Source organism: Lishizhenia sp. (genome assembly GCF_033720595.1).
In the GTDB taxonomy this organism is placed as follows: Bacteria; Bacteroidota; Bacteroidia; order Flavobacteriales_D; family Crocinitomicaceae; genus Lishizhenia.
In genome coordinates this window covers 1-16,196 of the sequence record NZ_JAWWCF010000056.1, presented here as the reverse complement: position 1 = coordinate 16,196, position 16,196 = coordinate 1, and the positions used below count along the sequence as shown (strand labels likewise).

General features: G+C 35.5%; 11 protein-coding genes and 2 tRNA genes. 8 read left to right on the top strand and 5 right to left on the bottom strand.

Going from position 1 to position 16,196, the window contains the following annotated elements:
- From R3333_RS05840 to R3333_RS05805, 8 genes are all read left to right on the top strand, one after another.
- Positions 1-2,024, top strand: a 2,024-nt coding sequence (locus R3333_RS05840) for a gliding motility-associated C-terminal domain-containing protein (RefSeq protein WP_318957851.1), incomplete at its 5' end; no start/stop codon positions are given.
- 95 nt (positions 2,025-2,119) lie between these two features.
- Complete coding sequence (locus R3333_RS05835; RefSeq protein ID WP_318957850.1) at positions 2,120-2,914, top strand: SDR family oxidoreductase; 795 nt, start codon at positions 2,120-2,122, stop codon at positions 2,912-2,914.
- A gap of 5 nt (positions 2,915-2,919) precedes the next feature.
- Entirely contained in the window at positions 2,920-3,378 is a 459-nt protein-coding gene (locus tag R3333_RS05830) for a low molecular weight protein-tyrosine-phosphatase (RefSeq protein WP_318957849.1), read from the top strand.
- The gene (locus R3333_RS05825; RefSeq protein WP_318957848.1) at positions 3,378-4,085 is read left to right on the top strand and encodes an SAM-dependent methyltransferase; all 708 of its coding nucleotides are present in this window, start codon (positions 3,378-3,380) and stop codon (positions 4,083-4,085) included. Before R3333_RS05830 ends, R3333_RS05825 begins: the two co-directional genes overlap by 1 nt.
- Positions 4,086-4,182: 97 nt before the next feature.
- A complete protein-coding gene (locus R3333_RS05820; protein ID WP_318957847.1) occupies positions 4,183-5,034 on the top strand; it encodes a hypothetical protein in 852 nt (283 codons plus the stop codon).
- An 89-nt stretch (positions 5,035-5,123) separates the two neighbouring features.
- Positions 5,124-7,154, top strand: a complete 2,031-nt coding sequence (locus R3333_RS05815) for a 7TM diverse intracellular signaling domain-containing protein (RefSeq protein ID WP_318957846.1) — start codon at positions 5,124-5,126, stop codon at positions 7,152-7,154.
- A gap of 74 nt (positions 7,155-7,228) precedes the next feature.
- Positions 7,229-9,223: a 7TM diverse intracellular signaling domain-containing protein gene (locus tag R3333_RS05810; protein ID WP_318957845.1), complete on the top strand. Its 1,995-nt coding sequence runs from the start codon at positions 7,229-7,231 to the stop codon at positions 9,221-9,223.
- Position 9,224: 1 nt separating this feature from the next.
- Entirely contained in the window at positions 9,225-11,258 is a 2,034-nt protein-coding gene (locus tag R3333_RS05805) for a 7TM diverse intracellular signaling domain-containing protein (RefSeq protein ID WP_318957844.1), read from the top strand.
- Here the strand turns inward: R3333_RS05805 and R3333_RS05800 are convergent.
- The 5 genes from R3333_RS05800 to R3333_RS05780 form a co-directional block, all read right to left on the bottom strand.
- Complete coding sequence (locus tag R3333_RS05800) at positions 11,255-11,851, bottom strand: ankyrin repeat domain-containing protein (protein WP_318957843.1); 597 nt, start codon at positions 11,849-11,851, stop codon at positions 11,255-11,257. The genes R3333_RS05805 and R3333_RS05800 overlap by 4 nt on opposite strands.
- 437 nt (positions 11,852-12,288) lie before the next feature.
- A tRNA-Leu gene (locus tag R3333_RS05795) sits at positions 12,289-12,373 on the bottom strand.
- A gap of 41 nt (positions 12,374-12,414) precedes the next feature.
- Positions 12,415-12,487: transfer RNA gene (locus tag R3333_RS05790), tRNA-Gly, on the bottom strand.
- A 182-nt stretch (positions 12,488-12,669) separates the two neighbouring features.
- The gene (locus tag R3333_RS05785) at positions 12,670-13,401 is read right to left on the bottom strand and encodes a GLPGLI family protein (protein ID WP_318957842.1); all 732 of its coding nucleotides are present in this window, start codon (positions 13,399-13,401) and stop codon (positions 12,670-12,672) included.
- Positions 13,382-16,126 (bottom strand): outer membrane beta-barrel protein, encoded by a 2,745-nt coding sequence (locus R3333_RS05780; RefSeq protein WP_318957841.1) that lies wholly within the window; start codon positions 16,124-16,126, stop codon positions 13,382-13,384. The genes R3333_RS05785 and R3333_RS05780 overlap by 20 nt, the downstream gene beginning before the upstream one ends.
- Positions 16,127-16,196 lie beyond the last annotated feature (70 nt).

Sequence of the window (16,196 nt, the reverse complement as noted above, 5' to 3'; positions counted from 1 at the left end):
TAGAGATAGGTACCGCAGGACTAAGTTATAATTGGATAGGACCAAATGGAAACAGTGTTGGAGATACGAACAATATTTGGGTGACAGATAATGGTGATTATTATTGTATTGTGATGGATTATGATTCTTGTCAGCTCGTTTCTGACTATATTACTGTTACAGAGTATACAACACCAAACATCAACATTAACGGAACTCCAACAATTTGTAATGACGACAGCATTTATTTAGAAGTAAATTATTACGGAACGCCTTCTTTTCAGTGGTCACCTACAGGAGATACTACCCCAGGCATTATGGTATATGATCCCGGTTATTATTATTGTACCATAGAGCTCTGTAACATTACTACTACAGACTCAATATTTGTACAAGACATGTCCATATCACCTGGTTTAAATGTGGGAGACACGCTCTTTTGTATTGGAGATTCTATTTATGTAGAAACTACATCAGGGCTTGCTAGTTACAATTGGTCACCCAATGGAGAAAACACTTCTGGTATTTGGGTAAGCACACCGGGAGATTATTTTGTTACAGCCACCTCAGCTGATGGATGTACTGCGAATACAGACACCGTTGCAATTGGGTACTTTTTTGGCAATGAAAACTTTAATTATCCAGATACTACCCTATGTGCAGGAGATTCGGGAATTTTCGAGTATACAGGAAATGGAAGTATAGAATGGTATTTAGACAACAACTTGGTTTCTACTCAAAACAGCTATGTGGTACCTGAATTAATAGACTCTTTTACGTTAGTTTATATCGTTGACAGACCCTACTGTGGTCCTTACACTGATAGTTTTCAAGTTTCAATAAGTGAATTACCTAGTGAAATAATCTTTGCTATGGACGATTTTTATTGTCATGACGACACGCTAATATTAGCAACACAAGCTTCGGCAGAAAACTATAATTGGTCCAACAGTAATAACGAGCAATTTTCTGGTAATAACTTTATGATTTACCCTATAGACGAAAACAATAGTGGTATGTATTATTTAACAGCGAGTAACACGTATTGTAGTATAGAGGATTCCATGTACATTACTGTATACCCTACCCATTACCTTCAATTGAATAAAGACACCAGTTTCATTTGTAAAACTTCAACTGATGAAGTTTATGATACCGTTAATAGTTATAATGAACTGTACTGGGAATTTGAAAACACCTATTTCATCGATGAGGAAACCTTATACGTTGATCAATATTTCGAAGATGGTTATTATGTATTACAAGGGCTGGATGTTAACAATTGTCCTTTTATCCCAGACTCTGTAAAAGTATACAATACAAACAACCACAATTTCTTTGTACAATTAGACACGTCTGCTTGTTTAGGTACAGACTTGAGTTTATATGCGGATGAAATTCCAAATACCGATTTTTACTGGACATATCCAGACGGTAGTAACACAAGTAATCCAACGATAGATATCTTTAATTTAGACTCCTCTCATGTGGGTTGGTACAGTGTAGAAATTGAAGTTTTTGGATTTTGTAATTTTTCAGACTCCCTTTATTTAGAAGTTTATGCTCCTCTTGAATTTTCTTTAGGCAATGACACATTAATTTGCAGAAAGGAGTTTTACGGAATATATCCACCCGAAGAGGTAAACAATTACTATTGGGAGAATGGTAGTGATGATAATCCTTATTTTGTAGAAGCTGACTTCAATACGATAATCCTCACCAACATAGATGAAAATGGTTGTTATTTTTCAGACACCATGGAGCTAGAATTGAATGAATGTAAACCAATTGTACCCAATGTAATTACGGCCAACGGAGATGGAATGAATGATTATTTCATCATAAAAAACTCAGAAAAACACCCAAGAAATCGTTTGGAGATAGTGAATCGCTGGGGTAATCCAATCTATGAAAAAGACCACTACGACAACACTTTTGATGGAAAGGGCTTATCTGACGGAACCTATTTTTTCATTTACTATGAAGATACTGCAGATAAAGATGCCAAACCCTATACTGGATTTCTCACCATCATTAACGATTAACACATAAATGATAAAACTGTCCATTATTTTAAAGGACCATATATACTCACTACTTTGAAGAGTAATATCTAAATAAAAACTTAATTTTGCGCCTTATGAGTTGGTTAGCAAATAAGGTAATTTGGATAACAGGAGCAAGCTCCGGAATTGGTGCAGAAATGGCCAAACAATGTGCCGCACTCGGTGCAAAAATTGTGTTATCAGCCAGAAATGAGGATAAATTAAACCAAGTTAAAAACAGTCTAGAGCGACCAGACGACCATTTGGTAGTACCCTTAGATTTAGAAGACAACGCTAATTTCTCTCCTAAGGTTGAAACTGTGGTTAATCATTTTGGAAGAATTGATGTACTGATGAATAACGGAGGTTTATCTCAACGTTCTGAAGCTCATGAAACACCCTTGGCGGTAGACAGAAGATTGATGGAAATCAATTATTTTGGAAACATAGCCATGACCAAAGCTGTAATCCCTGTTTTTCAAAAACAAAAACATGGTAAAATCATCGTAATTTCAAGTATTGCCGGAAAGTTCGGGTTTTTCTTGCGTTCTGCCTATGCAGCTTCGAAACACGCACTTCAAGGGTTTTATGAAGCCCTTCGATTGGAGGAAGAAAAAAATAACATTGATGTACTGATGGTCTTCCCTGGAAAAATCAATACAGATATTTCCAAACACGCATTAAACAAAGACGGAGGCGCGCACGGGGTTATGGATCATAATCAAGCTACAGGTATGCCTGTGGAGGAGTGTATTCAACACCTTTTAAAAGCTTTCAAACAAAATAAAAAAGAAGTATTAATTGGAAACAAAGAAATATTAGCGGTTACCGTTAAACGCTTTTTTCCAAAACTCTTTTATAAAATCATAAAAAAACAAAGCGCAACATAAGAGCTATGAAAATATTAATGGTTTGTTTGGGGAACATCTGTAGATCTCCTATTGCAGATGGGTTACTCCGAAGAAAAGTACAAGAACATAATTTAGACACCTATGTAGATTCTGCGGGAACAGCTGCCTACCACGTTGGTGAAGCTCCAGACCCAAGGATGCAAGCAACAGGTAAAAATCTTGGTACCCCTATAGATTTTTTAAGAGCAAGACAATTTGAAGTGGCAGATTTCGATCAATTCGATATCATTTACGCTATGGATAAAAGTAATTACAACAACATCTTAAAATTAGCGCGTAATCAAGCAGATGAAGCAAAGGTTAAGATGATACTTAACGAATCTAACCCAGGCATGAATTTAGAAGTTCCAGACCCTTACTATGGAGGTGATCAGGGATTTGTTGATGTGTACAACATGCTTGATATAGCAACGGATAAAATCGTAGAAAAATATTTAAAATAATGGCAAAAGGAAAACTTTATTTACTCCCTACAACACTGGGTTCTGAAGGATACAAACACGTCATCCCGGAAGAAGTAAGTGAATTTGCAAAAGAGACGAGATTTTTTGCGGTTGAAGATATTAAAACAGCAAGAAGGTATTTGCGTAAAATGGACAGAAGCTTTCCTATCGACGATAGCACGTTTTTCATCCTTAATAAAAAGACAGATCCTGCTGAATTATACAAAATGCTTAAACCTTTAAGCAATGGAGATAATGTTGCAATTATTTCGGAGGCAGGTTGTCCGGGAATTGCAGATCCAGGTGCTGAATTAGTAGCCTTGGCACATGAAAAAGGTCATTTTGTTTCTCCTTTAACAGGACCTTCTTCTATACTATTGGCCTTGATGGGAAGTGGTTTTAACGGACAAAGTTTTTCTTTTCACGGGTATTTACCTAAAGTAAGAAAAGAGCGTATCAAGTCTTTGAAAGATTTTGAAGGTGATGCCAGAAGAAATGGCACAACGCACTTGTTCATGGACACACCTTTTAGAAACATGAACGTATTGGAGGATTTATTGAATGATTTAATGGATGATACTAAAATCTGTATTGCCTGTGATTTAACACTTCCTACAGAGCGTATCCAGACCATGACCGTGAAAGATTGGCGTGATAATGCTTTTGACTTGCATAAGCGACCAACTATATTTGCCATTGGAAGGTAATTAATTTGTAACTTTTCACGAAAGATTAGATTATGAAGTTAAAGATGCTCATACTTTCTATTGAGCATCTTTAGTTTCTATCTTAAAAACACGTATCATGAAAAGTTTACTCTTGCTATTCTCAGCCTTAGCTCTAGGCTATTTTAACACCCCTACCCCATTAACACTTCAGGAAGCCATCGACAAAGGTATGGTCGAAGCTAAATTCGAATCTACAGGTGATTACAGTGGAGAAGCCATCAATGTTAAAATAAAATGGCTCAAAGGAAAAAAACAACCCCTCACCATCCCTCACGGAACCCAATTTATTTCAGACGACGAGTATGATCAAGACATATTCATCTTGGAAGACCAAGACATTTTTGTTCAGTCTAACCAAGAGGAAAGTTATCCTTTATTGGGGTATTGCTGCCAGGCAAACAATGCTGCACCAAACGAAAGTTCTGGGTTTACGATGAGTACTGCTAAATCAAAGGACCTATTATCCTTAGCGAAATTCTGTAATAACAAAAGACTTGATGACCACTCGAAGCAAGCTGCCGTTTGGGCAATTTCAGACAACAATAGTATTAGTGACATTTACGACATCGAAAACCCTATGGTCAAAAATTTGCGTAAAGAAGTTGCTAGAATTAAAAACATAGAGGACAACTGGTACAGTACGGTAACCGATTACGAAATGGATGAAGAACGCAACATTGCGCGCCAACCTGTTGAAGTAAAAGGAGATCTGCAGTATGAATTTAAAAGATCTGGAAAATTGAGCTATGCCGTATACGATGAAAACGATGAACTCATCAAACATTTAGGAGACGGACTTCCAATTACTAGGCCTGGAAGCTACAGTTTTGGTTTCAATTTAAAAGTTGAAGGATGGAAACCTGGAAAATACAGCGTTAAATTAAGTATGAACGGGAACATTATCCATTCTCAAGCGTTTGAAGTTTAAAACACGGTTTTTAACTAAAATTAATGTTACTCATCGAAAAGCTCTTTACACATTGTATGGAGCTTTTAATTTTGGTACAGCGATAGAAAATGAAACAACTAAATATCATCATTTTCTTCCTCTTGATTTTGCTTCCAAAGCAAGGAGAAGCTATACAAGTGGATAGAAATTTAACTGTACTAGAATTGGATGCTTCCAACATGGAAGTAATCATGGATAAGGACAGGTTATTCAATATAGATAATCTACCTCATGAACAATTTAATTACTTAAATCAAAACACGTTAAATTTTGGTTTTTATGATGGTGTAGTTTGGGTAAAACTAAACATTACAGCTCCCAAGACTTTTGAGTACATCCTAGAACTTAAAAACCCGTACCTAGACCACGTAAGTTTATACGTAAAAAATTATGGTACGTACTTCGAAGAATTTCAGGTTGGAGACAAATTACCCTTCTCCAAAAGAGCCATAGAACACAGATATTTTCAACTTCCGTTAACGGGAGCTCAAACCATTATCATGCGATTTGACAATGGAGGTGATCAGTTTTCCATCCCTGTAAATATCTTTTCTAAAAAAACACTGAATAAAAGAGATAACGAAGAACAATTCGTACTCGGAATTTACTACGGGATTATACTTTTTGTACTCTTATTTAACCTCTTTATTTATTTTAGAATCAAACTCACCCCCAACTTCTATTACGTACTTTATTTAATAGGCTTAATGCTACTGCAGTTAGGCTTAGGTGGACACGGTTTCCAATATCTCTGGCCTTTTAGTCCGTTTTTGGCAAACCACATGCTACCTATGATGGCTAGTTTAGGCGTGTTTTTCCTAATCCTCTTTGTCCAATCATTTCTTCAGCTTAAAACCTTAATGCCTAAAGTAAATCTTTGGCTAAATATCACAAGTGGTGTTTTAATTGTCATTTTCATTTTATCCTGTTTACCCATAGATATTTGTTATAAAATAGCAGTAGTAGCTGTAAATGTCATCACCTTAATATTGAATGTTGCTATTATCCCCATTTCTATATATGCCGTTCGTAAAAACTTCAGACCAGCTAGATTTTTCTTTTTAGCTTTTGTTTTACTTTTCATCTCTGTATTCATTTTCTTACTGAAAAATTTCGGTTTGGTTTCTACCAATTTCCTAACCCAATATAGTCTGCAAATAGGATCTTCTTTTGAGGTAATCTTGCTTTCTTTTGCTATCGTTGATCGCTTTAAAATGTACAAAGAAGAAGCGCTTACACAGTTGAAAGAAAAGAACGCATTAATTAAAGAACAAGCCAATATACTAGAAGACAAAGTAAATCTGAGAACAGCTCAGTTATCTGAAAAATCAAATCAATTAGAGGTCAAAAACACAGAAATTCTAGACTCTATAAATTACGCGCAACGTATTCAGAATTCGGTGATGCCGTTAAAAGAAGACATCGAAAACAAATTAAATGCTTTCGTGTATTTCAAGCCTAAAGATATCGTGAGTGGTGATTTCTATTGGATAAACGAAAACAAGGGAACTGTAATGCTTGCGTTAGCAGACTGCACAGGTCATGGTGTTCCCGGTGCAATGCTCAGTATTCTTGGATTAAACACCCTCAACAACGCCTTGAAGCAAGCTCAACTTAATCAGCCTGCGGACATATTAAAATATACCAATAAACAATTCAATATTGCCTTAGCAAAAGAAAATAAAAAGACCATTAGAGATGGAATGGATATTTCTATTTGTAAGTTAGACCTCAATCAAAATCAATTAGAATTTGCCGGGGCTAACGCCAATATATATGTCATCCGAAAAGACAGTCTTATCCCCTTAAAAGGAGACAGAAACCCTATTGGATCCCTCAATGTTGAATTCGAATACAAACAACAGTCTTTACAGTTAGAAAAGGGTGACCTTATTTATTTGTTTACGGATGGGTATCCTGACCAATTTGGAGGGATAAAAAACAAAAAGTTAAAACAAAAAGAATTCAAAAAACTCTTACTAGAAATCTGTCACCTCCCCACCAAGCAACAGCACGAAAAACTGGAAGATTTCATGTGCAATTGGAAAGGAAAACTAGAACAAATCGATGACATGAGTATTATTGGATTAAAATTATAATACTAAGTTATTTGAAATCATAGATATTGCTTTAACTTTAAGATTCTTGCCTTTATAACTGGACTAGTTTCATTATGAATATTAGTCGTTCCATACCGCTATTACTACTACCCTTATTGGTAGTTTTCATTTTTTCTTCAGGGAAAGAACCGAATGCCTATGACATAAACTCTCTAACCTATTTCACAAGTTCATCAGCGGAGCTTTCTATTGTTGACCATGAGGAACTATACACGACGTACGCGGCGAGTGACCATGTTGACATCACCGATAAATATATCTGGGTACGTGTGGACGGTAGACGCTTCCAAAACAAAAAGTACCTAAAGATTATCAATAAATTACTCCCTAAAATAGAGCAATACAAAAAAGTAAATAATCACTTTATTAAAATAGATAGTTCCGGGTACGAGGTTCCCTGTAATCAAAGAAGCTTATGTCATGAACACTTCATTCTAAATATTCATCACGATCTGAATTACTACCGACTCAGTAACCCAAGTATTATCACAAACCTTAGACTAAACTTGCTTGATGAAAGCACCTTGTTAAGGAAAAATGTAAGGGAACAAATGGGCTTTGGTATTTACTATGGTGTCTTTTTATTTTTCATCATCCTAAATACTTTTCTATTTATCCAAATAAAGGATAATGCATATCTTTTCAACCTAAGCTTTACCTTTCTACTCGCTGTAAGTTTCGCCATTTACGATGGAACTTTATCGAGTTCACTTTTTACCTCCTATGCAGTGAACACCTATGTGATAAGTCGAATTTTATTTCAGCTACTTCTTCTCATCCACCTCATCTTTGCATACTCCTTTTTTAGTGTTCGCAAGAAATCTAAAGCTTTGAGAATCATTTACTCCTTTACTTTCTATATACAAACGCTCCTAGTTATTCTTTCCTGCATCCCGTTAGAAGAGTATTATTTGTACTTAAACTATGCAAGTATTTACATCTTTTTCTTTCAAGTAGGTATGATACTCCTTCTGATTATAGACGCCCTGCGCAAAAAGAAAAATGTCAATAAAAAATACTTAATCGCCTACTTTCCGGTTGTTACTCTCGTCGTTGCTTACCTTTTAAAAGTTAGTGGTTTTAGTCTGTTTAAATTTAGTTTTAATGACATTTTATACACCTGCATCTCACTTTTAGTAATCATGCTTGCGGTTTATATTATAGATGCATTTTCATCCTACAGAGAAGATGCCGAATTGCGTTTGAAAGAATTGACAAAAATTAAAAATCACAACAACCTCAATCTTGAGAAAAAAATCAATAAAGAAACGCAGTACCTTCAGGAACAACGCAAGCAACGAGAATTGAAGAACAAAGAACTCATAGACTCATTCCGTTATGCCAAAAGGATTCAGAACTCTTTACTCACCAATGAAGTTACTATCCACAGTGTACTTCCCTCTAGTTTTTTGATGTTCGAACCTAAAGAAATATTAAGTACCGATTTTTATTGGGTAACCCGAGTAAGCACCAAAAACAATCCAGATTCAGTGCTGTTCTGTATAGGGAAACCCGATCAAAAAGGCATACCAGGCACACTCATCAATGCCCTTATTTTAAAAACCATTCGAAATTCCATTCACTCTCAAAAACTAAGTAATACGGCTAGAGTATTCAATTATATACAACATAGACTTGATGCTGTACTTGCCAGAAATGGTGTAAATTCAAAACATAGCCTATTGGTAGGAGTTTACAACAACATCAATCAACAATTATCCTTTTCAGGAAACACTGAAATGATAGAAATCATTAGAGACGGTATGCCTGTTGACAAAGAAAATCATGAATACAATGTAGAAGAATACGCCGACAAATACAAGAGTCATGAACACGGCATAACCCTTCAAAAAAATGATAAGGTTTATCTCTTTACGGAAGGAATTAAGGAAGCCTACAACACCAAGGGAAAACATTACTTCCTTCAATATATCATGGGACTTAGTTTAAAACCAATTGAGCAACAAAAAAGGGTTATGCTCGACGATATGATGCATTTAAAAGTAAATCAGCGCAAGGATTACACCTTTATTGGAATTGAAATTTAATATGTTACCGAAATACATTTATACTTTAATATTGTTCTGCTTAATTGGCATTAACAGCCTTGTATTAGCTAACTGTACCCCATCTTTTACTGTTGCTTTTACGCAACTAGATACAGATCAATTTAAGCTTGAAAACATTACGGAATATAAATACCAAACTTCTTCTGCTTGTAAGGTAGAAAGTTTCGGTTTTTACAAAGGAGATGTTATCCTCAAAATTGAACTACTAGATTCTAACTGGTTGAACAATTTTCTATCCATAGACAACCCTCTATTAGACAGTATACAAGTATATTATGAAGATGAACAACACAACATCCAATTATCCTACGAAACAGGAGACCTAATTCCTTTTGGAAAACGGATAAATAAAGATTTTTTAATTCCAATTCAGAACAAATCTAGCTTCTACATCCGAATAACGAATTATGGAACCCCCCTGTACCTCCCTCTTTCCTTAGTACATAATAATCGTCTAATTACAAAGGATGCCGATGTTTACTTTTATCTCGGTTTATTATACGGGGTTATCATTCTTTCAATACTCTTTAACCTTTATCTATGGGTAAAAAGACGATCTAGTATCTATTACTCCTTGTACTTATGTGTTTTCCTCTTATTGATATTTACCTTACAAGGATATTCTTATCAATTGTTATGGCCTAACTCTCCATATATACAGCAAGTAGCAGTACCTATTTGTGTGATTTTAACCTGTATCTTTTTAACCCGATTTTTCCAGTTTTTCTTCAGCACACAAAAACATTTACCTCGCCTACACAAAACCTTTAATACGCTGGTTTCTTTACTTCCAATTGGCATTGTTTTTTGCCTTTTACCTCAGCTCTATTTAGAGGTTTACAAATACTTGCTCGTAAATCTAATTTCTATTCTTTTCTTGTTTCTCTATGTTTTAGCCTTTATTAAAAGTTGGAATAAATTGAACAAAGAATTATGGCTAATTAGCATTTCATTATTAATCTTTTTCCTAGGAGCTTTAATTTACATCGGTGCAAACTTCCAGTTACTTCCGTATTCAAATTTCACGCGTTTTAGTCTTGAAATAGGTTTATTTTTTGAAATCGTATTATTGACGCTTGCTATTTCGATTCGATTTAAAAAATTCAGACAATTTAAAATTGAACAACTTGTAAAAACCAATAGGTATAAACAACATGAGAATTTAAAACTTTCCAAAAAGGTAGAGGATAGAAAAAGAGAAATCTCCGAACAAAGTAAGGTATTGGAAGAGCAAAATTCAAGTATATTAAAATCTATTACCTATTCCTACAATGTTCAAAAAGCACTACTTCCTTTAGAAAAAGAAATTCAACATTACATTAAGAACAGCTTTCTAATTTATCAACCGAAAGATATTGTTAGTGGTGATTTTTACTGGTTAAAAAACATCAATATCCACGAAGATGGAGTGAAAAACAACTATACGTTGGTGGCTGTTGGCGACTGTACAGGACATGGTATACCCGGTGCCTTAATTAGTGTTTTAGCGATTAACACCCTTAATCAAGCCGTGCGTTTAGCTGAAAATAAAACAACAGAAGATTTGCTCAACTTTTTAAATGATGAAATCAACAACATCTTCAACAGCAATATCGAAAGTGAAAATATTCGAGATGGTTTAGACATATCGCTGATTGCTATCAACAATAGTACACATGAATTACACTACAGTACGGCTAAGAGTCAAATAATCCATATACGCGCAGGAAAATTGACACGCCTAAAAACAAGTAATAATCCTATCGGTTTACAAGATACTACCCCATATTTCAGTAAAGGCAATCTCATGCTTAATAAGGATGACAAAATTTATTTACTTTCAGATGGTTTTGCCGATCAATTTGGAGGACCCTACGGCAAAAAATTCAAGATAAACACCCTTAAATCACTACTCGTGAACATCCATCAAAAAGACATGAATAGTCAGAAAGCAGCCCTTTTAGAGGCGCTTAATAACTGGAAAGGTAGTCAAGAACAAACAGATGACATCACCGTGCTTGGAATCAGCATTTAAAAGTTAAAGAAACGCTTCCAAGCTGGTTTTTTAGAATTCACCTTATTGTTCAACTTTACTGGAGTAGCACCTGCCTTTAATAACATCTCTATTACATTTTGATGCTTCTGTGCCGTGGCGTAATACAATGCTGTTTTGCCTTTTTTGTCTTTGATATCAACAACCGCTCCTTTGGATATAAGGAATTCAACGACCTCACCACAATTGTATAACGCTGCTGTAATAAGTGGAGGAACCATTCCATCCTTTTGTCCATCTACAAACGCACCTTCGTTGAAGAGTTCTTTAGCAACGGATATATTATTTTTCATTGCGGCATAATACATGGCATCATTTCCTGACAAGTCCAATAAATTGGGGTTTGCATTAACAGACAACAAAAAGCTTGTTATTTCATCGTATCCTGCACGTATTGAACTGTGTAAAACAAGTTCTCCATTTTCATCCGGTACATTAACATCTGCCCCTAAGGCAACGAGTTCTTTGAGTTGCAACAAATTTCCTTCGTAACAATATTTTATTAAATCTGATGCAAATTGCTTCGCCTGATTATCGATCACGTTGATTGTTTTATCGGTTCGTATATCTAACATAATTTCATTTATATACGGTCCAGCTGTAAGGTATAAGTATACAGTATTTGTGTAGTAGTAATAACTAACAAATAAGCATTAATTTTTCAAGAATTTAAAACTAAAATGACGAATGGAAAGAATTTAGGGGTAGTTAACACCCCGCTATAAATGAAACCGTGAAAACGCCAATTTCTATGAGCAATTTACCTGTAAAATGAGGTTTTTCAATTTCAGAATAGAATCTATAACAAGCTAGTTAACATCTTGTTAAGCTGTTTGTTTTCACCTACAATTGTAAATAATTTGAGTTTTTTGTTAAGAAGAATTAACACCATAAAAAAACCCTCAAACACCGAAGTGAATGAGGGCCATGTTATTCAGAAAGTGGAAGCCAATCTGAATGCTTTAATTTTTTGAAAAAAAAAAGAGACCTCTAGAAGAGATCTCTTTTTAAGTACTCGAGGCGGGACTTGAACCCGCACGCCCAAAAAGAGCACAGGATTTTAAGTCCGGCGTGTCTACCAATTCCACCACTCGAGCATCGGACTATCTTTATATTAAACGCGCTAATAAAAACTCTGAGCGGGAGACGGGATTCGAACCCGCGACCCCAACCTTGGCAAGGTTGTGCTCTACCAGCTGAGCTACTCTCGCTTAAACTTGTAGCTAACGTTTGTTATTCTTTCAATTTTTGACTGCGTTACCGTTGTAATGCGGGTGCAAATATAGACAAACAATTCTTATCTACAAGCATCTTTTGGAAGTTTTTTTCAAAGTTTTTTTATTCTTTTCTATATCTAACTGAAAATCAAAACCCTTAATGAAAAACTTTTTTTTTACCAAATGAACATATTTTGCAAGGAAGCTTTCATGTAGGCATCACGCGCAAAATTATCCAACAAGAATTTCAGCATTTCTTCTTCTGATTTCACCTCCTTTTTCTTGTATTCAGGAATTTTTGCTTCTACTTCTACCTTTTTGAACTCAACTTCACGTGCAAAATAAACTACTCCTCCATCCTCAGTAGCTAAGCCAAGTATTAAACCAGGCAGTCCATTGAATGACTCTGGCCCTGTAGAAACAGGTATCTCTTCTGCATACCACGCATAAATACGTAGGGAATCATTTACCTGCCAAAACACCTTGCGGCAATCATAACCTGCAATTTTCCGCTCGCTTGTGGTCATTTTCCACTCCCTCACTTTTATAGAATCTTCTATAGGTAAATCTCCACTCCAAAAGGACATCAAGGTAATACGCTCACCCGTATTGAAATTTTGGTAAACTTTATTTTTACTTGTCGCCCAGCTCAATTCATCTGGGATATCACTTTCTATAGGACGAAATAAAGAGGTGCTATCCGTGAAGAAAAGTTCGAACTTGTCGATTTTATCCTTCACTTTAATTCTTCTCGTCCAAGGTGAATCACTTCCTTTGAATTTCTTTTCTAAGTTAGTTTTACGCTCAAAGTAAACCCTCCCTTCTGTTTGATAGCTTTGAGCTATACTTCCAAAGGCGCAAAGTATCAGGGCTATTAATAAGCCTTTTTTAATAATGCCATTGCTCATCTTTCTCTGAAGTTTTAGTGTTGTTAAATCTTAAGGTTGCTTTTAAAAGGAAGTATCGCGCGATAACCTGTGTAGTTTGGTCAACAATTACGTTATTTTGGATGTTCCTAATTAAGTTAATGTTCTGATTGAAAATATCATTAGCCTTTAACTCTATCAAAAGATTTTCAGTTTTCAAAAAACGTTTCCCCAAACTTGCGTTAAGAATGAAAGGATTGATATTGTAGCCGGTTGATCTATTGGTATTCACAACATAGTCTACACTTGTTTCAAATTCCATATTCCATGGCAACTGGTGATAATACCTAAAGTTGTAATCGTATCTAAAGTAGGGCTGATTCGCATTTCCAAAAGTACTTTTAGGAATATTATATCCAACGTTCCCTCCAAATGTTACACGAATGCTATCAAAGTCTAACTCAACATCTAAACCACCTGAAAAATTAGCATTTTTAGTAATATTCTCAAGGCCTTCTATCTCTTGAGCAGGCACATTAATGATGTTCTTCGTTTCAGAATAACTGATATTCAATTTTGGTTTCAACTCCAATTGCCTCTTCCAAAAATTAATTCCAGCTCCCCCATAAACACCTGCGTACTTATTTCCCTCTACATTAATTGTTTTTGAACGCGTTCTACCATCATTTAAGTAGGTAACCTCACTTGAAAAAGCAATAGGGTTATATTGGGCATAAGCCCCTGACCAAATATACCTTCCTGTAACCGCATTCCAATTGTTGAAATTTAGGTTTAAGTTATGACTATAATCAGGAATCAAATCAGGATTTCCTTCATAAATTCTGTTTGGATTTGAGTTATCCGGAATTGGCTGTAACTGATTTAAACTTGGCTGAGAGGAACGCGTATTGTAATTCAATCTTAATCTTTTCGACTTACTGAACTTATGCGTATACCTCAAGTGAGGCAAAATATTGTAAACCGATTGTTTGTAGGTAGTGTCTCCCCAAATATCATAATTGTCAATTTCTACATTTCTAAAATCAGCTCCTATCATGATAAAATCCTTCTTGGTTTCGTACTGCATAGACAGACCAATTCTATTTTCAAACCTCTTGTTTGAGAAATTATTAGAAAAGGTAGAATCTAAGGTTTGCGCACCTCCATTGATGTTATAAGCTTCTCTTCCCTGATCACCAAAGAAATAATCAAACTTATAATCAAGTTGAATATTCATTTTTTTATTCAAAGGTTCCACATATTCTAAATATGCTCTATGCCCTTGGGTGTTGCTGTTTCCTAATTTATTTTGATCTGTCAACGAATCCGGAATACCTATACCCGGTTCGTAGGTAATATTTGAGATAAGACGTGTTGAATTTTCACCTTGAGAATATCCATATTGATATTCAAGCTCTAAGCTTCTATCCTTCTTTTTAAAGTTTCTTCGCAACCTCAACAGCGAATTTACATCAACCGTTTCGCTCGTTACACTATTATTTACATAAGTACCCGAAGTTCTTGCGTTTGTGGAAGAGAAATACTCTGAACTATCTATTTGGTTTTGAGCACCCGATGCAAAGTTTACGCTCGGTTCAAATTCTAGCGTTGTCAAAGAGTCTATTTTCCACTCCATATTAAAATTCAAACTGTGTGAAAGCTGTTCTTGATACCCCCTGTTATTATCCGTATTCGTAAAAGTTGTATCAGAAAAAATATACTGTGATACTCTATTGGTATTTTCGGTAATACTATTGTTGTTAAACGTATAATTGAACCCGAGCTTTAAGTCTTTCGCTAACTTATCTGTATAGTAGAATCCACCTTTAAAGTTTTGAGGTAATCCCGTTCGCCCGTTTCCACTAGAAAACATCACTCCATCTCTATACCCCATATCCATTTCGTTGGTTAATCCAAACTTACGCGCGTCGCTCCAACCAAACCCCGTATTCGGCGTATTCGAAGCCAATCCAAAAACAGAAACTTTCAAGTCATTTTTAAAACGATTCAACAGGATTTCACCTTCGTAGAAATTTTGAAAATCGCTCGCCCCGGCAATTTTACCGAAATAACCATTTTTCGCACCTTCCTTTAAACGAACGTCCATTACCTGTATGGTCTCTTCTCCATCTCCAGTATCTTCCACCGTTTCATAAACTTCTACGGTTTGAACTCCATCTGCATTTAAATTCTTCGTAGCCACCGTTGGATCATCACCAAAAAACTCGTCTCCATCCACCAAAACCTTGGCAACTTCTTGACCTTGAGATTTTATATTCCCCTCTTCGTCTACCTCTATACCGGGTAAACGTTTCAGTAAATCTTCAACCACTGCGTTGGGCTTTACATTAAAGGAGTCTGCTTGATAAACCAAGGTGTCACCTTTAAAAAACACAGGTTCTTTGTTGGCATAAATCACCACCTCTTGTAGTTCTGTGGCAATATTCGGAAGTACAACGTTAGGAATATGAATATCTCTATTCATTTCACTACCGATAATGTAGTAACTTTTATCTGCGAATTTAGGATGTGTAAATAACAGCTCAAGTTCTCCAAAAGGAATACTATCTAAGAGAAATTCTCCTGCGGCATTTGTTCGAGTAAATCCTAATAATACTGAATCGGAAAGGTTCACGGCCATTACCACTACATTTTCTAGCGGCTTCTGATTGGTCGTATCATTTACTACCCCTGTAAACTTCATAGTTTGAGCAAAAGCTCCCCATCCCAAGAGTATACAAGAAAGGCTCAATAATAATTTGATCATAATGTGTGTTAAAATACTTAGGTATTATACACAACGAAAATACTTCATTATGGTACACACGAATTCATAT